18 protein-coding genes are annotated in these 23178 nt (G+C 65.4%); 9 read left to right on the plus strand and 9 right to left on the minus strand.

Annotated features, from left to right (window positions below; genetic code table 11):
* The first annotated feature begins 9 nt into the window (after nt 1-9).
* The 6 genes from F3J44_RS03440 to yccS all read left to right on the plus strand — a co-directional run bounded on the left by F3J44_RS03440 (nt 10) and on the right by yccS (nt 9330).
* Complete coding sequence (locus F3J44_RS03440; RefSeq protein ID WP_167270657.1) at nt 10-1452, plus strand: TldD/PmbA family protein; 1443 nt, start codon at nt 10-12, stop codon at nt 1450-1452.
* Nucleotides 1452-2771 carry a TldD/PmbA family protein gene (locus tag F3J44_RS03445; RefSeq protein ID WP_167068476.1) on the plus strand — a complete coding sequence of 440 codons (1320 nt, stop codon included), beginning with the start codon at nt 1452-1454 and terminating at the stop codon, nt 2769-2771. The genes F3J44_RS03440 and F3J44_RS03445 overlap by 1 nt, the downstream gene beginning before the upstream one ends.
* Nucleotides 2772-2847: 76 nt before the next feature.
* On the plus strand, nt 2848-4275 hold the full coding sequence (gene mdtD, locus F3J44_RS03450) for a multidrug transporter subunit MdtD (protein ID WP_167270659.1): 1428 nt from the start codon (nt 2848-2850) through the stop codon (nt 4273-4275).
* Nucleotides 4276-4339: 64 nt separating this feature from the next.
* Nucleotides 4340-5725 carry an ATP-dependent RNA helicase DbpA gene (dbpA, locus tag F3J44_RS03455; RefSeq protein WP_167068470.1) on the plus strand — a complete coding sequence of 462 codons (1386 nt, stop codon included), beginning with the start codon at nt 4340-4342 and terminating at the stop codon, nt 5723-5725.
* Nucleotides 5726-5880: 155 nt separating this feature from the next.
* Nucleotides 5881-7062: an NAD(P)/FAD-dependent oxidoreductase gene (locus F3J44_RS03460; protein ID WP_167270660.1), complete on the plus strand. Its 1182-nt coding sequence runs from the start codon at nt 5881-5883 to the stop codon at nt 7060-7062.
* Between the two features lie 84 nt (nt 7063-7146).
* On the plus strand, nt 7147-9330 hold the full coding sequence (gene yccS, locus F3J44_RS03465) for a YccS family putative transporter (protein ID WP_167068463.1): 2184 nt from the start codon (nt 7147-7149) through the stop codon (nt 9328-9330).
* A 106-nt stretch (nt 9331-9436) separates the two neighbouring features.
* On the opposite strand, the gene F3J44_RS03470 is transcribed toward yccS, so the two are convergent.
* The 9 genes from F3J44_RS03470 to tkt form a co-directional block, all read right to left on the minus strand.
* The gene (locus tag F3J44_RS03470) at nt 9437-9733 is read right to left on the minus strand and encodes a helix-turn-helix domain-containing protein (protein ID WP_167068460.1); all 297 of its coding nucleotides are present in this window, start codon (nt 9731-9733) and stop codon (nt 9437-9439) included.
* A gap of 11 nt (nt 9734-9744) precedes the next feature.
* Nucleotides 9745-10245 (minus strand): M48 family metallopeptidase, encoded by a 501-nt coding sequence (locus F3J44_RS03475; RefSeq protein WP_167068457.1) that lies wholly within the window; start codon nt 10243-10245, stop codon nt 9745-9747.
* Nucleotides 10246-10283: 38 nt separating this feature from the next.
* The gene (locus F3J44_RS03480; RefSeq protein ID WP_167270661.1) at nt 10284-12404 is read right to left on the minus strand and encodes a bifunctional diguanylate cyclase/phosphodiesterase; all 2121 of its coding nucleotides are present in this window, start codon (nt 12402-12404) and stop codon (nt 10284-10286) included.
* A 209-nt stretch (nt 12405-12613) separates the two neighbouring features.
* Nucleotides 12614-13678: a class II fructose-bisphosphate aldolase gene (fba, locus tag F3J44_RS03485; RefSeq protein ID WP_008093958.1), complete on the minus strand. Its 1065-nt coding sequence runs from the start codon at nt 13676-13678 to the stop codon at nt 12614-12616.
* A 99-nt stretch (nt 13679-13777) separates the two neighbouring features.
* Complete coding sequence (locus tag F3J44_RS03490) at nt 13778-14107, minus strand: MliC family protein (RefSeq protein WP_167068450.1); 330 nt, start codon at nt 14105-14107, stop codon at nt 13778-13780.
* Between the two features lie 62 nt (nt 14108-14169).
* Complete coding sequence (locus F3J44_RS03495) at nt 14170-14388, minus strand: hypothetical protein (RefSeq protein WP_167068447.1); 219 nt, start codon at nt 14386-14388, stop codon at nt 14170-14172.
* 32 nt (nt 14389-14420) lie between these two features.
* Nucleotides 14421-15584, minus strand: a complete 1164-nt coding sequence (locus F3J44_RS03500; RefSeq protein ID WP_167068444.1) for a phosphoglycerate kinase — start codon at nt 15582-15584, stop codon at nt 14421-14423.
* A 12-nt stretch (nt 15585-15596) separates the two neighbouring features.
* Nucleotides 15597-16658: an erythrose-4-phosphate dehydrogenase gene (epd, locus tag F3J44_RS03505; protein ID WP_167068440.1), complete on the minus strand. Its 1062-nt coding sequence runs from the start codon at nt 16656-16658 to the stop codon at nt 15597-15599.
* 150 nt (nt 16659-16808) lie between these two features.
* Nucleotides 16809-18806 carry a transketolase gene (gene tkt / locus F3J44_RS03510; RefSeq protein WP_167270662.1) on the minus strand — a complete coding sequence of 666 codons (1998 nt, stop codon included), beginning with the start codon at nt 18804-18806 and terminating at the stop codon, nt 16809-16811.
* Between the two features lie 288 nt (nt 18807-19094).
* Here tkt and F3J44_RS03515 point away from each other — a divergent pair, with 288 nt between their 5' ends.
* The 3 genes from F3J44_RS03515 to ligB all read left to right on the plus strand — a co-directional run bounded on the left by F3J44_RS03515 (nt 19095) and on the right by ligB (nt 23170).
* A complete protein-coding gene (locus F3J44_RS03515) occupies nt 19095-20087 on the plus strand; it encodes a metalloregulator ArsR/SmtB family transcription factor (protein WP_167068434.1) in 993 nt (330 codons plus the stop codon).
* Nucleotides 20088-20106: 19 nt separating this feature from the next.
* Nucleotides 20107-21297 carry a methionine adenosyltransferase gene (metK, locus tag F3J44_RS03520; protein WP_167068431.1) on the plus strand — a complete coding sequence of 397 codons (1191 nt, stop codon included), beginning with the start codon at nt 20107-20109 and terminating at the stop codon, nt 21295-21297.
* 208 nt (nt 21298-21505) lie between these two features.
* A complete protein-coding gene (ligB, locus tag F3J44_RS03525) occupies nt 21506-23170 on the plus strand; it encodes an NAD-dependent DNA ligase LigB (RefSeq protein WP_167270663.1) in 1665 nt (554 codons plus the stop codon).
* Nucleotides 23171-23178: the final 8 nt, after the last annotated feature.

The raw sequence follows: 23178 nt of genomic DNA on the forward strand, positions 1-23178 counted from the left end.
GGCTTGCACATGTTCGATTCCAGCGCCCTGCTGCGCCAGCGCTTCAACGCGCTGCGCAGCAGGGCCGAGTTGTTTTCCCTGCGCCATGTAAAACAGTCGCACCAGGCGCTGTCGGTGCGCCGCAATGTGGCCGAGCCACCCTTCTTCAGCCAGGACGAAGGCGCCATGCTCACGGTACGGGTCAACGGCGTGGAGGCCTACGCGGCCACTGCCGACCTGTCCCAGCCCGGCCTGCAACGGGCGCTGGAACAGGCCGAGGCACTGGCCCGGCAGATCGCCAGCTACAGCCTGCTCGACCTGCGCGGCCAGCCCGTGACCGATGCCCGCCACGACCACATTTCGCCCAACTTCGACCAGCCGCTGCCCAACCTTGCCGACTGCCTGGGTTTGCTCGCCGCCGAATCGGCCAGCGTGCCCAAGGACAGCCGCCTGGTGGACTGGCAAGCCAGCCTCGGCCTGAGCCTGGTGGAGCAAACCTACCTGAACAGCGCGGGCGCCGAGCTGCGCCATGCCCAGCGCTTCCTGTTCCCCGGCCTGAGCGTCACCGCCAGCAACGGCCAGGACAGCCAGAGCCGCAGCCTGGGCCGCGACAACTTCGGCCAGCAGGGCGGTTTCGAGGTGATCGAACGCTGTGGCCTGGTCAGCGCCGCCCGCCAGGTCGCCGATGAGGCGCTGCAGCTGTTGCTGGCGCCAAATACGCCCAGCGGCCCGCGTGACCTGCTGCTGATGCCCGACCAGATGATGCTGCAGATCCATGAGTCCATCGGCCACCCGCTGGAGATGGACCGCATCCTCGGTGACGAGCGCAACTACGCCGGCACCAGCTTCGTCAAGGCCAGCGATTTCGGCCACCTGCAGTACGGCTCCACACAGCTCAACGTGACCTTCGACCCCACCATCGGCGAAGAGCTGGCCAGCTACAGCTTCGATGACGACGGCACAGCGGCCAGCAAGCAGTTCCTGATCCGCGATGGCCTGCTGCTGCGCCCGCTGGGCGGCGCGCTGTCGCAGTTCCGCTCGGGCCTGGACGGCGTTGCCAACAGCCGCGCCTGTGGCTGGAACCGCGCCCCGATCGACCGCATGGCCAACCTCAACATCGAACCGGGCGACCAGAGCCTGGAGCAACTGGTCGGCGGCATCGAGCACGGCATCCTGATGCGCACTAACCGTTCCTGGTCCATCGACGATGCGCGCAACAAGTTCCAGTTCGGCTGCGAATGGGGCCAGCTGATCGAGAACGGCGAGCTCAAGGGCATCGTCAAGAACCCCAATTACCGCGGCATCTCCGCGCAGTTCTGGCGAAACCTGGCGGCAGTCGGTGACCGCAGCACCTTCCAGGTGCTGGGCACGCCCAACTGCGGCAAGGGCGAACCCAACCAGGTGGTGCGGGTTGGGCACGCCTCGCCCGCCTGCGTGTTCCGCCAGATCGACGTATTCGGGGGAGACGCCTGATGAAACATGCATTCGAAGCCTTGGTAGGCGCCGTGCGCAGCGCCCTGCAGGCCGGTGAACAGTTCACCCTCGGCTACAGCGCCGAGCACTCGCAGTTCGTGCGCTTCAACCACGCCCAGGTGCGCCAGGCCGGCGACGTGAGCCAAGCCAGCGCACAGCTGCGGCTGATCCGCGACAACCGCCAGGCAGAGCAGCAGGTGACCTTGAGTGGTGACGCCCCGCTCGACCACCAGCGCCTGCTCGATGCCCTGGCGCAACTGCGCCAGACCTTGCCGCTGCTGGCCGTCGACCCGTACTTGCGCCTGGACGAAAGCGCCTGGCAAAGCCACAGCCAGCAGGTGCAGCCGCTGCCCGAGCTGAGTGAAGTGCTGGCCTTGCTCGACCGCGAAGCCGGCGACCTCGACCTGGTCGGGATCTACGCCGCCGGCCCGATCTGCCGGGGCTTTGCCAGCTCCTACGGGGCCTTGGGCTGGCACCAGGCCAACAGCTTCAACTTCGACTGGAGCCTGTTCCACAACAATGGCCAGGCAGTGAAGGCCAATTACGCCGGGCAGCAGTGGAGCGCCGCAGACTTCAGCGCCCGCCTGCGCCAGGCCCGGGAACAGCTGGGCTATCTGGGCCGCCCGGCGGTCACCCTCAAGCCCGGCAGCTACCGCGCCTACCTGGCGCCGGCCGCCATGGACGAAATCGCCGGCATGCTGTGCTGGGGCGGTTTCTCCGCGCAGGCCTTGGCCACCGGCAACAGCGCGCTGCAACGCCTGTACAGCGGCGATGCGCAGCTCAGCCCGCTGGTGAGCTTCACCGAGCAGGTCAGCGGCTCGCTGAGCCCGGCGTTTTCCGACGAAGGCTCGCCGCGCCTGGATGTACCGCTGATCCAGCAGGGCCAGGCACTGAAGCGGCTGATCAGCGCACGCAGCGCGGCGGAGTTCGCGCTGCTGGCCAATGGTGCCGACAGCTATGAGTCGCCCTGTGCGCTGAGCCTGGCGCCGGGCAGCCTTGCCACCGGGCAGATCCTGCAGCGGCTCGGCACCGGGCTGTATATCAGCAACCTGTGGTACCTGAACTACTCGGACCTGCCAGCCGCGCGCATGACCGGGCTGACCCGCTTTGCCACCTTCTGGGTGGAGAACGGCGAGATCCAGGGGCCGGTGAGCACCATGCGCTTTGACGACAGCCTGTACAGCCTGCTGGGAAGCCAGTTGGAAGACCTGACCTGCGAGCGCGAGATGATCTTGTCTACCAGTACCTATGGGCAGCGCAGCACCGGGTCGAGTCATCTGCCGGGTGCGCTGGTCAAAGGCCTTACCCTGACATTGTGATTGGCATTTCCGGCCCTTTCGCTGTAGGCGCGGGCTTGCCCCGCGAAAGGGCCGGCACAGGCAAAAAGAGGAAGCCATGCCCGACCGAGCACCGCTTGACCCCACCACCGCCCGTTGGCTGCCCTGGGTGGTGGCCATCGCCTTCTTCATGCAGTCCCTGGACGGCACCATCCTCAACACTGCCCTGCCCGCCATGGCCCGCTCGCTTGCCGAAGACCCGCTGCGCATGCAGGGCGTGGTGATCGCCTACATGCTCACCGTGGCGCTGCTGATACCGGCCTCGGGCTGGATCGCCGACCGCTTCGGCACCAAGCGCATTTTCTTCAGCGCCATCTTGCTGTTCAGCTTCGGCTCGCTGCTGTGCGCCGCCGCCAACAGCCTCGTGTTCCTGATCTTCGCGCGTGTGGTCCAGGGCTTGGGCGGCGCGCTGATGCTGCCCGTCGGGCGGCTGGTGGTGCTGCGCGCCTACCCGCGCAGCGAGCTGGTGCGGGTGATGAGCTTCATCACCATCCCCGGCCTGCTCGGCCCGCTGCTGGGCCCGACCCTGGGCGGCTGGCTGGTGGAAATCCTTAGCTGGCACTGGATTTTCCTGCTCAACCTGCCGGTCGGCGCCCTGGGCTGCTACGCGGTGTGGAAGTTCATCCCCGACCTGCGCGGCGCCGAGCGCACCAGCTTCGACGGCCCGGGCTTCGTCCTGTTCGGCGCGGCCATGGTGCTGATCACCATCGCCATGGAGGGGTTGGGCGAGCTGCACCTGCCGCACCTGCGGGTCATGTTGCTGCTGTTTGCCGGCATGGCCTGCCTGGCCGCCTACTGGCTGCGTGCCGGGCGCGACCCGGAGCCGCTGTTCTCGCCCAGCCTGTTCCGCGTGCGCACCTTCGCCATCGGCATCCTCGGCAACCTGTTCTCGCGCCTGGGCAGCGGCGCCCTGCCGTTCCTGGTGCCATTGCTGTTGCAGGTAGCGCTGGGCTATTCACCGGCCCAGGCCGGCATGAGCATGATCCCGCTGGCGGCCTCGGCGATGGTCGCCAAGTCCGTGGCCCGGCCGTTGATCGAACGCCTGGGCTACCGCATCGTGCTCACCGGCAACACCTTGCTGCTGGGGCTGTTGCTGGCAAGCCTGGGGCTGGTCGATGAGCAAACCCCGTATGCCCTGCTGCTGGTGCAGCTGGCGCTGCTCGGTGCGGTCAACTCGATGCAGTTCACGGCCATGAACACAGTGACCCTGATCGACCTCGACGATGCCAGCGCCAGCAGCGGCAACAGCCTGCTGTCGGTGGTTGCGCAACTGTCGTTGAGCCTGGGCGTGGCCTGCGCCGGGGCCTTGCTTGGCGGCTTCACCGCCGCCGGCAGCGCCGAGGGCGTGGAAACCACCTTGGGCGCGTTCCAGCTGACGTTCGTCACCATCGGCGTCATGGCCATGCTGGCGGCGGCGATCTTCCTGCAGCTGTCGCCGACGGACGGAAGGCGTGCCCGTCGTCCGGAACAACACATGGAGTCGTAGGGCGAATGGCCATGAGGCTGGTAGACTGTGCGGCATTTTTCGCTTCGCACCGCAGGCCCGCCTCGTGACCACCGAATCCACCGCCTTTGCCTCCCTGCCGCTGTCCGCCGCCATGCTGGCCAACCTGGACGCCCTCGGCTATGCCTCGATGACGCCAATCCAGGCCCAGAGCCTGCCCGTCATCCTGCGCGGCCAGGACCTGATCGCCCAGGCCAAGACCGGCAGCGGCAAGACCGCCGCCTTCGGCATCGGCCTGCTCAACCCGATCAACCCGCGCTACTTCGGCTGCCAGGCCCTGGTGCTGTGCCCCACCCGCGAGCTTGCCGACCAGGTGGCCAAGGAACTGCGCCGCCTGGCCCGTGCCGAGGACAACATCAAGATCCTCACCCTGTGCGGCGGCGTGTCGCTGGGCCCGCAGATCGCTTCGCTGGAGCATGGCGCGCACATCATCGTCGGCACCCCTGGGCGTATCCAGCAGCACCTGGACAAAGGCACCCTGGTGCTCGATGGCCTGAACACCCTGATCCTCGACGAAGCCGACCGCATGCTCGACATGGGCTTCTTCGATGCCATCGCCAGCATCATTGGCAAAACCCCTTCGCGTCGCCAGACCTTGCTGTTCTCGGCCACCTACCCGGCCGGCATCGAGCAACTGGCTGCCGATTTCATGCGCAAGCCGCAGCAGGTGAAGGTCGAGAGCCTGCACGCCGACAACCAGATCGAGCAGCGCTTCATCGAGATCGACCCGCAGCAGCGCCTGGACGCCGTGACCCGCGTGCTCGGCCACTACCGCCCGCAGTCCTGCGTGGCCTTCTGCTTCACCAAGCAGCAGTGCGAGGACGTGGTTGCCCACCTGACCGCCAAGGGCATCGTCGCCCAGGCCCTGCATGGCGACCTGGAACAGCGCGACCGCGACCAGGTGCTGACCATGTTCGCCAACCGCAGCAGCTCGGTATTGGTGGCCACCGACGTGGCCGCCCGCGGCCTGGATATCGATGGCCTGGACATGGTCATCAACGTGGAACTGGCGCGTGATGCCGAGATCCACGTACACCGCGTGGGCCGCACCGGCCGGGCCGGCGAAAAAGGCATCGCGGTGAGCCTGGTGGCGCCAGCCGAAGGCCACCGTGCCCAGGCCATCGAGGCCCTGCAGAAAAGCCCGCTGCGCTGGGACCAGCTGGACAGCCTGAAGAACAAGGGCGGCGAGCCGCTGCTGCCGCTGATGAGCACCCTGTGCATCGCCGCCGGGCGCAAGGACAAGTTGCGCCCGGGCGATATCCTCGGCGCGCTGACCGGCGATGCCGGCATTCCGGGCAAGCAGGTGGGCAAGATCGCGATTTTCGACTTCCAGGCGTTCGTGGCCGTCGAACGGCCGCTGGCCAAGCAGGCCATGCAGCGCTTGAACAGCGGCAAGATCAAGGGCCGGTCCCTGAAAGTTCGTATCGTCTGAACCCTTTTGGGGCCGCTTTGCGGCCCAATCGCGACCTGCGGTCGCTCCTACCAGGGATCGCGTAGCGCCCAATGCGGGCCGCGCAGCTCCGGTAGGAGCGACCGCAGGTCGCGATTGGGCTGCAGAGCAGCCCCGGCAATCTATGAGGTAACACCGTGCACTCCACCGACGTGATCATCCTCGGCGCCGGCGCCGCCGGCCTGATGTGCGCCCAGCTCAGCGCGCGCCGTGGCCGCCGGGTGCTGCTGCTCGACCACGCCAACAAGCCCGGCAAGAAAATCCTCATGTCGGGCGGCGGACGCTGCAACTTCACCAACATGTACACCGAGCCTGCCAATTTCCTGTCGCAGAACGCGCACTTCTGCAAGTCGGCACTGGCCCGCTACACCCAGTGGGACTTCATCGAGCTGGTGGCCAAGCACGGTGTGCCCTACCACGAGAAGAAGCTCGGCCAGCTGTTCTGCGACAACAAGGCCAGTGACATCCTCGACATGCTCCTGGCCGAATGCGCCGACGCCGGCGCCGAAATCCGCATGAGCACCAGCATCGAGCACATCGAGAAAACCGAAACCGGCTACCTGCTGCAAACCAGTGCAGGCCCCTTCGCCTGCCAATCGCTGGTGATCGCCACCGGCGGCCTGTCGATTCCAACCCTGGGCGCCACCGGGTTCGGCTACCAGGTGGCGCGCCAGTTCGGGCATGCCTTGCTGCCCACCCGCGCCGGTTTGGTGCCGTTCACCATCACCGAGCCCCAACTCAAGGCATTGTGCACCGAGCTGTCGGGCACCTCGCTGGACTGCACCGCCAGCTGCAACGGCACCAGCTTCCGCGAAAACCTGCTGTTTACCCACCGCGGCCTCAGTGGCCCGGCGATCCTGCAGATTTCCTCGTTCTGGGAAGCCGGCGACACGGTGGAGATCAACCTGCTGCCCGACCGCGATGCCTTGCACTGGCTGCAACAGGTGCAGGCCGAGCGCGCCAACGCCGAGCTCAAGACGGTACTGGCCGAGGTATTCACCCGCAAGCTGGCCAACCTGTTGGCCGAGCAGTGGTTCGAATCCAGGCCGATGAAGCAGTACACCCCGGCAGAATTGGCGCAGATCGCAGAAAAACTGGCGAACTGGCAGGTGGTGCCGGCCGGCACCGAAGGCTACCGTACCGCCGAAGTCACCTTGGGTGGCGTAGACACCCGCGAAGTGTCGTCCAAGACCATGGAATCGCTAAAAAGCCCAGGCCTGTACTTCATCGGCGAGGTGCTGGATGTGACCGGGCATCTGGGCGGCTTCAACTTCCAGTGGGCCTGGGCCTCTGCCAACGCCGCAGCGCAGTTCGTGTAGGGTAGAATCCATTCAGCAGCACGGAACGCTTCTTGCTGGGCCGTGCTGCAATGCATTCTTTCGATCACTGCCTAGCAGGCCATCATGTCATCGAGCTCGTTGCGTCAGTCACTGCGTCGCCTGTGGGGCCAAGACAAGTTCAGCTACAGCATCCGGGTTACCCTTGCCCTCACCGGCAGCCTGGCCCTGTGCTGGTATCAGAACGAGATGGCCCTGCTGATTCCGCTGTTCCTCGGCATCATCGCCAGCGCCCTGGCCGAGACCGACGACAGCTGGCAAGGCCGCCTCAGCGCCTTGGCCGTCACCCTGGTGTGTTTCGCCATTGCCGCGCTGGCGGTGGAGTTGCTGTTCCCCTACCCCTGGATCTTCGCCATCGCCTTGGCCCTGGCGGCATTCGGCCTGACCATGCTCGGCGCACTGGGCGAGCGCTACGGGGCGATCGCCTCGGCGACGCTGATTACCGCCGTGTACACCATGATCGGCGTGGACCAGCGCGGCGGCCTGGTGACCGATTTCTGGCACGAACCGATGCTGCTGGTGGCCGGTGCGGCCTGGTACGGCCTGCTCTCGGTGCTGTGGCAGGCGCTGTTTTCCAACCAGCCGGTGCAACAGAGCCTGGCCAAGCTGTTCTTCGAGCTGGGCAGCTACCTCAAGCTCAAGGCGGCGCTGTTCGAGCCGATCCGCACCCTCGATGTCGAAGCCCAGCGCCTGGCCTTGGCGCGGCAGAACGGCAAAGTGGTGGCGGCGCTCAATGCGGCCAAGGAAATCATCCTGCACCGGGTTGGCAACAGCCAGCCGAACTCCAAGGTCAGCCGCTACCTGAAGCTGTATTTCCTGGCCCAGGATATCCACGAGCGGGTCAGCGCCTCGCACTACCCGTACAACGCCCTGAGCGAGGCGTTCTTCCACAGCGACGTGATGTTCCGCTGCCAACGCCTGCTGCGCAAGCAAGGCTCGTCCTGCCAGGAACTGGCCCGGTCGATCCGCCTGCGCCAGCCCTTCGTCCTGGCCAGCGGTTTCGCCGAAGCCCTGGAAGACCTCAACGCCTCGCTGGAGCACCTGCGCATCCAAAGCAACCCAGCCTGGCGCAGCCTGTTGCGCTCGCTGCGGGCATTGGCCGCCAACCTGGCGACCCTCGACCGCCTGCTCAGCGCCGCAAGCAACCCCGACAGCCTGGCCGATGCCAGCGACAGCAGCCTGCTCGACCGCTCGCCGCGCAACCTGAAAGACGTGTGGACACGCCTGCGTACTCAGCTGACGCCAACCTCACTGCTGTTTCGCCATGCCCTGCGCCTGCCACTGGCGCTGTCGATCGGCTACGGCATGGTGCACCTGATCCACCCCACCCAAGGCTACTGGATCATCCTCACCACGCTGTTCGTCTGCCAGCCCAACTATGGCGCCACCCGGCGCAAGCTGGTGCAGCGGATCATCGGCACGGCCATCGGCCTGACCGTGGGTTGGGCGCTGTTCGACCTGTTCCCCAACCCGGTCATCCAGTCGCTGTTCGCGGTGGCCGCCGGGGTGGTGTTCTTCGTCAACCGCACCACCCGCTACACCCTGGCCACGGCGGCGATCACCCTGATGGTGCTGTTCTGCTTCAACCAGATCGGCGATGGCTATGGCCTGTTCCTGCCGCGCCTGTTCGATACCCTGGTCGGCAGCCTGATCGCCATCCTCGCGGTGTTCCTGTTCCTGCCCGACTGGCAGGGCCGGCGGTTGAACAAGGCGCTGGCAAACACCCTGGCCTGCGCCAGCGTGTACCTGCGCCAGATCATGCAGCAGTACGCCCATGGCAAGCGCGACGACCTGGCCTACCGCCTGGCCCGGCGCAACGCCCACAACGCCGACGCGGCGCTGTCGACCACGCTGGCCAACATGCTCATGGAGCCAGGGCACTTTCGCAAGGAAGCCGATGTGGGGTTCCGCTTCCTGGTGCTGTCGCACACCCTGCTCAGCTACCTGTCTGGGCTAGGCGCGCACCGCGACACGGCGCTGCCGGCCGAAGTACAGGAGCAGTTGATCGAGGGAGCCGGACAGCGCGTGGCCAGCAGCCTGGATGAAATCGCCAATGGGCTGGCGGCGCGCTTGCCGGTGGCGATCCACAGTGACGAGGAAGAAGCGCTGGCCAATGCGCTGGAGCAGATGCCCGAAGAGCTGGATGAGCATCAGCGGCTGGTGCAGACACAGTTGGCGCTGATTTGCCGGCAGCTGGGGCCGTTGCGGACCCTGGCGGCGCATTTGGTCAAGGAATCGCCGGCGACGTGAGGATTCCTGGGCGGGCCCTATCGCGAGCTGCGCTCGCTCCTACCAGGGTGGTGTTGGCCTTGGGAATGTAGGAGCGAGCGCAGCTCGCGATGCGCCGCCGCGTGCCTCAAGGGTACCCGAGCACTGTCTTGATCTGGCGCAGGTGCTGGATGATCCACTGCTTGTCGATCGCGCCCCAGTCATGGATGCGGTACTGCCCGGCGTGGTTGCGCGCGCCGTCCTGTTGTTCGAACTGGCAGACGATGTCCAGGTCCGCCAGCGCGGCGATGGTGTCCTGCGCGGTGCGCCGTGGCATGCCGGTGGCCTCCATCAGCGCCGGTACACTGGTGGCGGTCTGGCTGTCGATCAGCCAGGCCACATAGAGGCGGCGGTAGAAACTGCTCTTGGTCTTGCTCACATCCATGCTGCGGGTCCTTACAGGTTGCCTGGCAACTCCCGGTAGGTCAGGTAGACGCGCAGGTCGAATTCCAGTTGGTGGTAGGCCGGTTCCATGTGCTGGCAAAGCTGGTAGAACGCCTTGCTGTGGTCGCGCTCGCGCAGGTGCGCAAGCTCATGCACCACGATCATGCGCAGGAACTCCGGCGCCGCCTCCTTGAACAGCGAGGCAATACGGATTTCCTTCTTCGCCTTGAGCTTGCCGCCCTGCACCCGCGATACCGCGGTGTTCAGCCCCAGGGCCCGGTGGGTGAGGTCCAGCCGGTTGTCGAACAGCACCTTGTCGAGGTTCGGCGCACTGCGCAGGTACTGCTGGCGCAAGTCCTGGGCATAGCCGTACAGCGCCTTGTCGTTCTGCACGGCATGGCGGCCGGGGTAACGGCGCTGCAGGTACTCGCCCAGGCGGTCGCTGTCGATCATCTGCCGCACCTGCTCCTGCAGGTGTGGCGGGTAGGCTTGCAAATAGCGTAGTTCGGTCATGGCACGGCTTCGGTGTAACGAATGCCGATTCTAGCCAATCATGGCCGTGGCCAGGAATAATTCGCCGGGAAGCCGCTGGCGTCACTGGCGGTCATCGGGTAGGCCACCAGGAAGCCCTGCACGTATTCACACCCGTTGGCCTTGAGCCACGCAGCTTGGGCCGGGGTTTCCACGCCTTCGGCAATGACCGTGATGCGGTAGTCGGCGCACAGGCTGATCACGCTGCGCACCAACGCGGCATCGGCGGCTGAGTCCGGCAAGCGCGCCACCAGGTGGCGGTCCAGCTTCACCGTATCGATCGGCAGGTCGCGCAGCATGCGCAACGAGCAGTCACCGGCGCCGAAGTCGTCCAGGGCCACGCGCACGCCCAGCTCGCGCAGGCGGTGAATCTGCTTGATGGCCGCGTCGATGTTGTACATCAGCGAGGTTTCGGCCACCTCCACCTCCAGCTGCGAGGGAATCAGCTGGTCGTCCTGGATCACCCGCTGCAGCTCGTCGACCAAACCGGGCATGGTGAACTGCGCCCGGCTCAGGCTGATGCTCAGCACCAGGTCCGCGCCGAAGCGCTGGCTCCAGGCCTGGCGCTGGGCGGCGCCCTGGCGGTAGATCCAGCTGGCCAGGCGGTTGATCAGGCGCGCTTCTTCCAGCAATGGAATGAACAGCCCGGGCGGCACATCGCCGACGCTGGGGTGCTGCCAACGCAACAGCGCCTCGAAGCCGCGCAGTTTGCCGTCGGCGAACGCCACCTGGGGTTGGTACACCAGGGTGAAATCCTGCGCCTCGATGGCATTGCGCACGCTGTCTTCGAGCATCAGGCGCGAACGCGCCCGGCCGTTGAGTTCCTGGTCGTAGAAACGGTACTGCTGGCGGCCGGCTTGCTTGGCCGCATACATGGCAGTGTCGGCGGCGCTCAGCAAGCCTTCCACATTGGCCCCGCAATCGGGGTAGGTGGCAATCCCGATACTCACGCCCAGGCACACGTCGAGCCCTTCGATCTGCTGCTGGATCGACACACGTTCGAGTAATTTCTCTGCATAACGCCCGGCCTGTTCCGGGTACGGCAAACCGTCGAACAGGGCGGTGAATTCATCACCGCCCATGCGCGCCAGCAGCGCCTCGCTGCCCAGGCAGTCCTTGATTTGCTCGGCCACCCAGCGCAGCACCCGGTCGCCGGCTTCGTGGCCAAGCGAGTCGTTGATCCGCTTGAAGCCGTCCAGGTCCATGTACATCAAGGCCTGGGCCTTGTCCGAGCGCTCGCTGCGCAGCAATGCGCCCTCGGCGGCCTGGTAGAAACCGCGGCGGTTGAGCAGCCCGGTCAGCGGGTCGGTGACCGCCTGGTATTCGAGTTGCTGGTGCAGGTTGCGCTCCACCGACATGTCCAGCACCGTAACCACCATGGCCTGCTGCTCCGCCGGCAACGGTGCGCAGGACAGGGCCACCGGCACCAGTTGGCCACCCGGGGTGCGCAGGTGCGCGTCGTGCACGCGCACGATCTGGCGCGCCAGGTAGGCGCTATGGAACTCCGACTCGGTCCACAGGGTGGCATTGGCCAGCTGCAGCAGGCTCAGCAACGGGGCGCCCTGCAGTTGCTCGACCGGGGTCTTGAGCAAGCGCGAAATCGCCGGGTTGGCAAAACTGATAAGCCCCTCGGCGCCCACCACCAGAATGCCTTCGGCGGCATTTTCCAGAATCGAGGCATTGAACGCGCGGGCGGCTTCCAGCTCACGGGTCAGGCGCTGCAGCATGCGTTTGTTGCGCTGCTGGTCAAGCTGCGCCTGCACCTTGGGCTTGAGAATCTGCGGGTCGAACGGTTTGAACAGGTAGTCCACCGCGCCACTGGCGTAGCCCTTGAGCACGGCGGCGTCGGACTGCTCGTTGGCGGTGAGGAAGATGATGGGGGTAAGCCGGGTACGCTGGCTGCCGCGCATCAGGCGGGCCACCTCGAAACCGTCCATCTCCGGCATCTGCACATCCAGCAGCACCAGATCGACATCGTGTTCGAGCAAGGTGCCCAGGGCTTCGGTCCCGGAGCTTGCCGTCAGCACCTGCCAATCATTGCGCGCCAGCAGGGCGCGCATGCTGATCAGGTTTTCCGGGTAATCGTCTACCACCAGGAGAACCGACTTGCCATCCAATGGTTGAGGGTAAGCGCCATCCATGCTGCTTCTCTTGTTTGACCAGCATCAACTTTTGATTGGATCCGATTAAATACTCTAGCCTCGGGGATGCAACATTCAATGCAATCAGAACGCTATCAGTGAATAAGTATCACGTTAGCCGACTAATGGTTCCCCTGCAGGGAATTCAACCTGAATTCCGCGCATAAAAAAACCCGCATCGCTGCGGGTTTTCTGGCTTTGACGGCCTGTTAGTTGACCTTGGCGGCCAACTCACCTTTCAGGTATCGCTGGAACATGCCTTCCAGGGAGATCGGCTTGATCTTCGAGGCATTGCCGGCGGTGCCGAAGGCTTCGTAACGGGCGATGCACACGTCGCGCATGGCCTTCACGGTTTCACCGAAGAACTTGCGCGGGTCGAACTCACTTGGGTTCTGTGCCATCAGGCGGCGCATGGCACCGGTGGAGGCCAGGCGCAGGTCGGTGTCGATGTTGACCTTGCGCACGCCGTGCTTGATGCCTTCGACGATTTCTTCAACCGGTACGCCGTAGGTTTCCTTGATGTCGCCGCCGTACTGGTTGATGATCGCCAGCCACTCTTGCGGAACCGAGGAAGAACCGTGCATCACCAGGTGGGTGTTGGGGATGCGCTTGTGGATTTCCTTGATGCGGTCGATGGCCAGCACGTCGCCGGTAGGCGGCTTGGTGAACTTGTAGGCGCCGTGGCTGGTGCCGATGGCGATGGCCAGGGCGTCGACCTGGGTCTTCTTGACGAAGTCGGCGGCCTCTTCCGGGTCGGTCAGCATCTGGCTGTGGTCCAGCACGCCTTCGGCGCCGATACCGTCTTCTTCACCGGCCATGCCGGTTTCCAGCGAACCCAGGCAGCCCAGCTCGCCCTCTACCGATACGCCGCAGGCGTGGGCCATGGCCACGGTCTGCTGGGTAACGCGCACGTTGTACTCGTAGTCGGTCGGGGTCTTGCCGTCTTCACCCAGCGAGCCGTCCATCATGACCGAGCTGAAGCCCAGCTGGATCGAGCGCTGGCAGACGTCCGGGCTGGTGCCGTGGTCCTGGTGCATGCACACCGGAATGTGCGGGAATTCTTCGATGGCAGCCAGGATCAGGTGGCGCAGGAACGGGGCACCGGCGTACTTGCGGGCGCCGGCCGAAGCCTGGACGATCACCGGGGAGTCGGTCTTGTCGGCCGCTTCCATGATGGCGCGCATCTGTTCGAGGTTGTTGACGTTGAAAGCCGGAACGCCGTAACCGAACTCGGCGGCGTGGTCCAGCATCTGGCGCATGCTAATGAGTGCCATTGTGTATCTCTCTCCCGACAAGCGTCGTTTGTTTCATGCAAGCCTGCCGCAGGGGCGGTTGCTGTTCAAGTTGTGTGGGCCGCGTGGCGGCCCGGCCAGTCACGGTGCCTTGCAGCCCCGCCCAATCAGATCGTTGGTTGCCACCCAGTACACCAGGCCTTCTTCGCCCTTGGTGTGGAAGGCCAGCACGCCATCGCTGTACAGCGCGCCCGAGGCGCCCGGCTCGGATTTGAGCCGGTAGACCTGGTCGCCGCCACCCAGGCGGACATCGACCTGGTCGTGTTTGGCATCGGCGAAGCGCCACAGCACTTCGGCCTGGGTATCGCAGACCCAGCGGGTCCAGTTGTCGGCCGGGGCCGGTTGCGCCGGCTGCAGCAGCGAGCAGCCTGCCAGTGTCGCCAGGGCCGAGGCGGCCATCAGCGCTTTCATTGAATATCCTCTAGATGACCACACAACGGCCGCTTGGTTGCCTGTACCGACGAAACGCAGGTTCAAGGGCAACCCGGCGCCTGGCGCTGGTGTTCTTCATCATACTTGTCCAGGCCTTGCGGCCCGACGCGCTTGCTGATCACCGGCACCGTCTCGGCTTGCCACTCGGACTGGTAGCACCCGCCCTTGGGCGGGTGCGCCGGGTCGGCGTCCGCTGTGGGGCCGCTGGAGCAGGCGCCCAACAGGCAGGCCAGGATCATCACAGGCAATTGCTTGACCATCAGGTCGCTCCCTTTGCCAGGCGCCGCCTTTATCAGGCTTTTGCCCGCTGTTCCAGGATCTCCACGGCCGGCAGTACCTTGCCTTCGACGAATTCGAGGAACGCGCCGCCACCGGTAGAAATGTAGGAGATATCCTTGCTGACGCCATATTTGTCGATGGCCGCCAGGGTATCGCCACCACCGGCGATGGAGAATGCCGCGCTGTCAGCGATGGCCTTGGCCAGCACCTTGGTGCCGTTGCCGAACTGGTCGAATTCGAACACGCCAACCGGGCCGTTCCACAGGATGGTTTTCGACGACTTCAGCAGCTCGGCGAAGTTGGCCGCGGTTTGCGGGCCGATGTCCAGGATCATGTCGTCGGCCGCCACGTCGGCGATGGCCTTGACGGTGGCTTCGGCGTCTTCGGCGAAGGCCTTGGCCACGACCACGTCCACTGGCAGCGGCACGCTGACCTTGGCGGCGATGGCCTTGGCGGTGTCGACCAGGTCAGGCTCGTACAGCGACTTGCCGACTGGGTGGCCAGCGGCGGCCAGGAAGGTGTTGGCAATGCCGCCACCCACGATCAGCTGGTCGCAGACGCTGCTCAAGCTGTTCAGCACGTCCAGCTTGGTCGACACCTTGGAGCCGGCAACGATGGCCGCCATCGGCTTGGCCGGGGCTTTCAGGGCCTTGCCCAGGGCGTCCAGCTCGGCAGCCAGCAGCGGGCCGGCAGCGGCAACCTTGGCGAACTTGGCAACGCCATGGGTCGAACCCTCGGCGCGGTGGGCGGTGCCGAAGGCGTCCATCACGAACACGTCGCACAGGGCCGCGTACTGCTGCGCCAGTTCATCGGCGTTCTTTTTCTCGCCCTTGTTGAAGCGCACGTTCTCGAACAGCACCAGGTCACCGGCCTTGACCTCGACGCCGCCCAGGTAGTCGGCCACCAGCGGCACGTCGCGGCCCAGGGCCTTGCTCAGGTAGTCGGCAACCGGTTTGAGGCTGTTCTCGGCAGAGAACTCGCCTTCGCTCGGGCGGCCCAGGTGCGAGCAGACCATCACGGCGGCACCCTTTTCCAGGGCCAGCTTGATGGTCGGCAGCGCTGCCAGGATACGCGCGTCGCTGGTTACCACACCGTCCTTCACAGGCACGTTGAGGTCTTCGCGAATCAGTACGCGCTTACCTTGCAGGTCGAGGTCGGTCATCTTCAACACGGTCATGAATGCAGTCCTTCAGGGCTGTTTGCTGCGGGTAGAGTGGACGACGTGCAGATAGTGGTCGGCAACGTCGAGCATACGGTTGGCGAACCCCCATTCGTTGTCGAACCAGGCCAGCAGGTTCACCAGGCGGGGGCCTGAGACGCGGGTCTGGCTGGCATCGACGATGGCCGAATGCGGGTCATGGTTGAAATCACAGCTGGCGTGGGGCAGCTCGGTGTAGGCCAGCAGGCCTTTCAGCGGGCCGTCCAGCGCCGCCTCGCGCAACACCCGGTTGACCTCGGCCGCGCTGGTGTCGCGGGCGGTCTGCAGGGTGATGTCCAGGCACGAGACGTTGACGGTCGGCACCCGTACCGCTTTGGCCTGGATTCGCCCGGCAAGTTCCGGAAGCAGGCGTTCGATACCGCGCGCCAGGCCCGTGGACACCGGGATCACCGACTGGAAGGCCGAGCGTGTGCGGCGCAGGTCTTCGTGGTGATAGGCGTCGATCACCGGCTGGTCGTTCATCGCCGAGTGGATGGTGGTGATCTGCACATAGTCGATGCCGAACGCCTGGTCCAGCACGCGCAACAGCGGCACGCCGCAGTTGGTGGTACAGGAGGCGTTGGACACCAGGCGCTCGTTGCCCGTCAGGCAATCCTGGTTGATGCCATAGACCACGGTGGCATCGACGTCCGCCTCGCTGGCCATGGGCTGCGAAAACAACACACGCGGTGCGCCGGCGTCGAGGAACCGCTGGCCGTCGGCGCGGGTGTGGTAGGCGCCGGAGCACTCCAGCACCAGGTCGATGCCCAGCGACGCCCAGTCGACGCCTTCGGGGGTGGCACTGCGCATCACCTTCACGCAGTCGCCATTGATGTGCAGGCAGTCGCCGTCGACCTTCACCTCACCGGGGAAACGCCCGTGGGTGGAGTCGAAGCGGGTCAGGTATTCGATACTGGCCTGGTCGGCCAGGTCGTTCAAGGCAACGATCTCGAAGCCGGCCCTGGCCCCACGCTCGAACAGTGCGCGCAAGACACAGCGGCCGATGCGGCCGTAACCGTTGAGTGCAACTTTGTAGGGACGCGGGTGGGGCATAGGTGGCTCGTTAACTCCGGCGAATGTACGGGGCCGCTGTGCGGCCCATTCGCGGCACAAGGCCGCTCCTACAGGGGACGGCGTACGCAATACCCTGTAGGAGCGGCCTTGCGCCGCGAACGAGGGCCAAAGGCCCTCGCCTTGCCTGTATCAGTCTTCCAGCAGCTCTTCGGCAGTACCCAGGATGTTCTCCAGGGTGAAGCCGAATTCCTCGAACAGCGCGGCGGCCGGGGCCGACTCACCGTAGGTGGTCATGCCGATGACGCGGCCTTCCAGGCCGACGTACTTGTACCAGAAGTCGGCGTGGGCGGCTTCGATGGCGATGCGCGCGCCAACTTCCAGCGGCAGTACCGACTGCTTGTAGGCGGCATCCTGGGCATCGAACACGCTGGTGCACGGCATGGAAACCACACGCACCTTGCGGCCCTGCTCGGTCAGCTTGGTGAAGGCCTGAACGGCCAGGCCCACTTCGGAACCGGTGGCGATCAGGATCAGCTCAGGCTCGCTGGCGCAGTCCTTGAGCACATAGCCGCCGCGGCTGATGTCGGCGATCTGCTGGGCGTCGCGGTCCTGGTGCTGCAGGTTCTGGCGCGAGAAGATCAGCGCCGAAGGGCCGTCCTTGCGCTCCAGGGCGTTTTTCCAGCACACGGCAGACTCCACCGCGTCGGCCGGGCGCCAGGTGTCCAGGTTCGGCGTGCTGCGCAGGCTGGTCAGCTGCTCGATCGGCTGGTGGGTCGGGCCGTCTTCGCCCAGGCCGATGGAGTCGTGGGTGTAGACGTGGATCACGCGCTGCTTCATCAGCGCCGACATGCGCACGGCGTTACGGGCGTATTCCATGAACATCAGGAAGGTGGCGCCGTAAGGCACCAGGCCACCGTGCAGGGCAACGCCGTTCATGATGGCGGTCATGCCGAACTCGCGCACGCCGTAGAACACGTAGTTGCCGCTGGCGTCATTGGCTTCCACGCCCTTGCAACCTTTCCACAGGGTCAGGTTGGAGCCGGCCAGGTCAGCCGAGCCGCCGAGGAATTCAGGCAGCAGCGGGCCGAAGGCGTTCAGCGCATTCTGGCTGGCCTTGCGGCTGGCGATGGTTTCGCCCTTGGCAGCCACTTCATTGATGTAGGCCTGGGCTTTTTCGCTGAAGTCGGCCGGCAGCTCGCCGCTGTCACGGCGCTTGAACTCGGCAGCCAGCTCCGGGTAAGCCTTGGCGTAGGCGTCGAAGCGCTGGTTCCAGTCGGCTTCGGCCTTGGCGCCAGCGGCCTTGGCATCCCACTCGACATAGATGTCGGCGGGGATTTCGAACGGGCCGTGGTTCCAGTTCAGTTCCTTGCGGGCCAGGGCGATTTCGTCGTTGCCCAGCGGAGCACCGTGGCAGTCTTCCTTGCCCTGCTTGTTCGGCGAGCCGAAACCGATGATGGTCTTGCAGCAGATCAGGGTCGGGCGGTCGCTCTTGCGCGCCGTCTCGATGGCCATCTTGATTTCGTCGGCATCGTGGCCATTGACGTTGCGGATGACCTGCCAATTGTAGGCTTCGAAACGGGCCGGGGTGTTGTCGGTGAACCAGCCGTGCACTTCGCCGTCGATGGAGATGCCGTTGTCGTCATAGAAGGCGACCAGCTTGTTCAGGCCCAGGGTGCCGGCCAGCGAGGCGACTTCGTGGGAGATGCCTTCCATCATGCAGCCGTCGCCAAGGAACACGTAGGTGTTGTGGTCGACGATGGTGTGGCCGTCACGGTTGAACTGGGCCGCCAGGACTTTTTCCGCCAGGGCGAAGCCCACGGCGTTGGCGATACCCTGGCCGAGCGGGCCGGTGGTGGTTTCCACACCTGGGGTGTAGCCGTATTCCGGGTGGCCCGGGGTGCGGCTGTGCAGCTGGCGGAAGCCTTTGATGTCATCGATGGTGACGTCGTAGCCGGTCAGGTGCAGCAGGGAGTAGATCAGCATCGAGCCGTGGCCGTTGGACAGCACGAAGCGGTCGCGGTCGGCGAATTTCGGGTTGCTCGGGTTGTGCTTCAGATAGTCGCGCCAAAGCACTTCGGCGATATCCGCCATGCCCATGGGGGCACCTGGGTGGCCGCTGTTGGCCTTTTGCACGGCATCCATGCTGAGGGCACGAATGGCGTTGGCACGTTCACGACGGCTGGGCATCGCTTATCTCCTGGGGCTTGAATTGGGTGGTGTCACGAAAAAGGCGACCATTTTCGCCCACTGCAGGGGCTGGGGGCAATGACGGATGGTCGCAGTTGGGGGATTTTCCTCTGATTGGCACTCATTTCGGGTAAAAACCCGGAGAACAGTGCGGGCCTCATCCTGTGACAGCCGGTTTACCCGCGAAAAGGCCCCGGCAGGCATGGGGTTTTCCGCCCATCACTCAATATCAAAACTTTTTGATATAGGCCTTGCGGGTGCTGCCATGCCTGTCTAGACTGCCGCCCCATGAACATCAATGAGCAACCCGTTCCCCAGCAAAGCGATACCCTGGCCGCCCTGTGCAAGGCCAGTGGCGATGCGCTGCGCCTGAACGTGTTGCGCGCCCTGGCCAGCGACTCGTTCGGCGTGCTGGAACTGGCGCAGATCTTCGGCATCGGCCAGTCGGGCATGAGCCACCACCTCAAGGTGCTGGCCCAGGCCGACTTGGTGGCCACCCGCCGCGAAGGCAATGCAATCTTCTATCGCCGTGCCCTGCCCGACAGCCAGCATTTCGGTGGTCGCTTGCACACGGCGCTGCTCGAAGAGGTCGACGAGCTGCCCCTGGCGCACGACGTGCAGGCGCGTATCGCCCAAGTGCAGCAGCGCCGCGCCGCCACCAGCCAAGACTTTTTCCTGCGGGTGGAAGAGAAATTCCGCGCCCAGCAAGACCTGATCGCCGGCCTGCCGCAATACCGCGAAAGCCTGCTGGCCCTGCTCGACAAGCTGCATTTCGCCGCCAGCGCCAGCGTGCTGGAGGTCGGCCCGGGCGATGGTGGTTTCCTCCCGGACCTGGCCCGGCGCTTTGCCCAGGTCACGGCCCTGGACAACAGCCCGACCATGCTCGAACTGGCACGCCAGGTGTGCGAACGCGAACACCTGGGCAACGTAAACCTGCAGTTGGCCGATGCACTGGGTGCAACGGATGTGGAAGCCGACTGCGTTGTGCTGAACATGGTCCTGCACCATTTCAGCGACCCGGCCCTGGCCCTGCGCCAGCTGGCCAAACGGGTGAAGGCAGGCGGCAGCCTGCTGGTCACCGAACTGTGCAGCCATGACCAGGGGTGGGCGCGCGATGCCTGCGGCGACCTCTGGCTGGGCTTTGAGCAGGACGACCTGGCCCGTTGGGCCACAGCAGCCGGGCTGGCCCCGGGGGACAGCCTCTATGTGGGCTTGCGTAACGGTTTCCAGATCCAGGTCCGCCATTTTCAGCGGACGGCTGGCGACACACACCATCGGTAAATTTTAGGAACCCGTCGAGATGAGCGAATACTCCCTTTTCACCTCCGAGTCCGTGTCCGAAGGGCATCCGGACAAGATCGCCGACCAGATTTCGGATGCAGTCCTCGATGCCATCATCGCCCAGGACAAGTACGCCCGCGTCGCCTGTGAAACCCTGGTCAAGACCGGTGTCGCGATCATCGCCGGCGAAGTCACCACCTCGGCCTGGGTCGACCTGGAAGACTTGGTGCGCAAGGTCATCATCGACATCGGCTACAACAGCTCCGACGTCGGCTTCGACGGCGCCACCTGCGCCGTGATGAACATCATCGGCAAGCAGTCGGTGGACATCGCCCAGGGCGTTGACCGCTCCAAGCCAGAAGACCAGGGCGCTGGCGACCAGGGCCTGATGTTCGGCTACGCCAGCAACGAAACCGACGTGCTGATGCCGGCACCGATCTGCTTCTCGCACCGTCTGGTCGAGCGCCAGGCCGAAGCGCGCAAATCCAAGCTGCTGCCTTGGCTGCGCCCGGATGCCAAGTCCCAGGTCACCTGCCGTTACGAAAATGGCAAGGTGGTGGGCATCGACGCCGTGGTGCTGTCCACCCAGCACAACCCTGAGGTTTCGCAAAAAGACCTGCAGGAAGCCGTGATGGAGCTGATCGTCAAGCACACCCTGCCGGCCGAACTGCTGCACAAGGGCACCCAGTTCCACATCAACCCGACCGGCAACTTCATCATCGGTGGCCCAGTGGGCGACTGCGGCCTGACCGGCCGCAAGATCATCGTTGACTCCTACGGCGGCATGGCCCGCCACGGTGGTGGCGCGTTCTCCGGCAAGGACCCGTCCAAGGTCGACCGTTCCGCCGCCTACGCCGGCCGCTATGTCGCCAAGAACATCGTTGCCGCCGGCCTTGCCGAGCGCTGCGAGATCCAGGTGTCCTACGCCATCGGCGTGGCCCAGCCGACCTCCATTTCGATCAACACCTTCGGCACCGGCAAGGTTTCCGACGACAAGATCATCCAGATCGTGCGCGAGTGCTTCGACCTGCGCCCGTACGCCATCACCAAGATGCTCGACCTGCTGCACCCGATGTACCAGGAAACCGCAGCCTACGGCCACTTCGGCCGCGAGCCGCAGCAGAAGACCGTCGGCGACGACACCTTCACCACCTTCACCTGGGAACGCACCGACCGCGCCCAGGCGCTGCGTGACGCTGCTGGCCTGTAATTTTTCCTGACGCGGTTTATCAAAGCCCCTGCCGAGTGGATCGGCGGGGGCTTTTTTTTTGCCTGATGCATCGCATCGCGAGCTTTGCTCGCTCCTACCAGGCGCCGCGCAAGCGCCGCCCGACATATCACCTGACAACTGCAACGCGCATTCGCGCTCGCCTGTATCTAGGCTGAGCGCTCCACCTCGCCACGCAAGGATGCGTGCCATGCCGCTGTTGCTGCTCCTGCTTTTCCTCACGCTCCCCGCCCAAGCCACCCAGTGCCCGGACTGGCCACCCGAACGCGCCCGGGCGGAAGTCCTGCAACTGCGCAATACCCTGAGCCAATGGGATGACCACTACCACCGCCTGGGCCAAGCCCTGGTCGCCGACACGCTCTACGACCAGAGCCGCCAACGCCTGCAAAACCTGCAAGCCTGTTTCGCCCTGGCGCACCAACCAAACCCGCTGGCCAGCGCCCGTGGCCCAATCGCCCACCCGGTCCCCCACACCGGCGTCGACAAACTCGGCGACGCGCAGGCAGTGGAGCGCTGGATGCGCGGTAAATCCGGCGTCTGGTTGCAGCCCAAGGTCGATGGCGTGGCCACCACGCTGGTCTATCAAAACGGCCAGCTGGTGCAAGTGCTGAGCCGCGGTGACGGCGTTCAGGGCCACGATTGGAGCCGGCATATCGCGGCCTTGGGCGCAATCACCCGGCAATTGCCCGAGCCGCTAAACCTGGTGGTGCAAGGCGAGCTTTACCTGCGCCTGGACGCCCACGTGCAAGCCCAGGCCGGCGCGGCCAACGCCCGCGGCACGGTGGCCGGGCTGTTGGCGCGCAAACAACTGAGCCACGAGCAGGGCGCAACCATCGGCCTGTTCGTTTGGGACTGGCCCCAGGGCCCAGCCACCCAGGCCGAGCGCCTGGTACAGCTGGCGCGCCTGGGCTTCGACGACAGCCAGCGCTTCAGCGTGCCCATCCGCAACGCCCAGGAAGCGGCCCGCTGGCGCGAGCACTGGTATCGCTCAGCGCTGCCCTTTGCCACCGATGGCGTCATCCTGCGCCAGGACAGCCGCCCCCCTGCCGACCGCTGGCAGGCCAGTGCGCCGTACTGGATCGCAGCCTGGAAATACCCGTTTTCCCAGGCCATGGCCGAGGTGCGTGACGTGCAGTTTCGGGTTGGCCGCACCGGGCGCGTCACCCCGGTGTTGAAGCTGAACACCGTTGAACTGGACGATCGCCGGGTTACCCAGGTCAGCCTGGGCTCCCTGGCCCGCTGGCAAGCGCTGGATATTCGCCCGGGTGACCAGGTGGCCATCAGCCTTGCCGGCTTGACCATCCCACGCTTCGACCAAGTGGTGCACCGCGCCACCGAGCGCCAGCCGGTCACGCCGCCCGGCCCCGGGCAATACGGCGCCCACAGCTGCTGGCAGGCCAGCGATGGCTGCCAGGAGCAGTTCATCGCCCGCCTGGTGTGGCTCAGTGGCAAGCAGGGGCTGGCCATGCCGGGCACCGGGCCAGGCACCTGGCGGCGACTGGTGCAGGCCGGGCAGGTTACCCACCTGGGCGACTGGCTAAGCCTTGATGTGGAACAACTGGCGGCCCTGCCCGGCATCAGCAGCGCGGCAGCCAGGCAGTTGCAGGCAAGCTTCGCGCTGGGCCGGGCCCGGCCTTTCAGCCAATGGCTGCGCGGGCTCGGCGTGCCCGCCCCGCGCAACCTCAGCCTGCCTGGCGATTGGGCACACCTTGCCGGGCTTGGCGCCCAGGACTGGCAGGCACTGCCGGGCATCGGCGACATCCGCGCACGGCAACTCACGGCGTTCTTCGCCGCCGCAGAGGTGCAGGCGCTTGCCGAGCAGCTGGGAGCGCGCGGAATAGAGGGTTTTCAATGAGTTGGCAA

This window comes from Pantoea sp. Tr-811 (genome assembly GCF_011752535.1).
Classification (GTDB): Bacteria; Pseudomonadota; Gammaproteobacteria; order Pseudomonadales; family Pseudomonadaceae; genus Aquipseudomonas.

Bases quoted from the DNA above. Each gene is read 5' to 3' on its own strand.
- F3J44_RS03440 (WP_167270657.1), top strand. From the start codon at position 10: ATGTTCGATTCCAGCGCCCTGCTGCGCCAGCGCTTCAACGCGCTGCGC.
- F3J44_RS03445 (WP_167068476.1), top strand. From the start codon at position 1,452: ATGAAACATGCATTCGAAGCCTTGGTAGGCGCCGTGCGCAGCGCCCTG.
- mdtD (WP_167270659.1), top strand. From the start codon at position 2,848: ATGCCCGACCGAGCACCGCTTGACCCCACCACCGCCCGTTGGCTGCCC.
- yccS (WP_167068463.1), top strand. From the start codon at position 7,147: ATGTCATCGAGCTCGTTGCGTCAGTCACTGCGTCGCCTGTGGGGCCAA.
- F3J44_RS03470 (WP_167068460.1), bottom strand. From the start codon at position 9,733: ATGGATGTGAGCAAGACCAAGAGCAGTTTCTACCGCCGCCTCTATGTG.
- F3J44_RS03475 (WP_167068457.1), bottom strand. From the start codon at position 10,245: ATGACCGAACTACGCTATTTGCAAGCCTACCCGCCACACCTGCAGGAG.
- F3J44_RS03480 (WP_167270661.1), bottom strand. From the start codon at position 12,404: ATGGATGGCGCTTACCCTCAACCATTGGATGGCAAGTCGGTTCTCCTG.
- fba (WP_008093958.1), bottom strand. From the start codon at position 13,678: ATGGCACTCATTAGCATGCGCCAGATGCTGGACCACGCCGCCGAGTTC.
- F3J44_RS03490 (WP_167068450.1), bottom strand. From the start codon at position 14,107: ATGAAAGCGCTGATGGCCGCCTCGGCCCTGGCGACACTGGCAGGCTGC.
- F3J44_RS03495 (WP_167068447.1), bottom strand. From the start codon at position 14,388: ATGGTCAAGCAATTGCCTGTGATGATCCTGGCCTGCCTGTTGGGCGCC.
- F3J44_RS03500 (WP_167068444.1), bottom strand. From the start codon at position 15,584: ATGACCGTGTTGAAGATGACCGACCTCGACCTGCAAGGTAAGCGCGTA.
- epd (WP_167068440.1), bottom strand. From the start codon at position 16,658: ATGCCCCACCCGCGTCCCTACAAAGTTGCACTCAACGGTTACGGCCGC.
- tkt (WP_167270662.1), bottom strand. From the start codon at position 18,806: ATGCCCAGCCGTCGTGAACGTGCCAACGCCATTCGTGCCCTCAGCATG.
- F3J44_RS03515 (WP_167068434.1), top strand. From the start codon at position 19,095: ATGAACATCAATGAGCAACCCGTTCCCCAGCAAAGCGATACCCTGGCC.
- metK (WP_167068431.1), top strand. From the start codon at position 20,107: ATGAGCGAATACTCCCTTTTCACCTCCGAGTCCGTGTCCGAAGGGCAT.
- ligB (WP_167270663.1), top strand. From the start codon at position 21,506: ATGCCGCTGTTGCTGCTCCTGCTTTTCCTCACGCTCCCCGCCCAAGCC.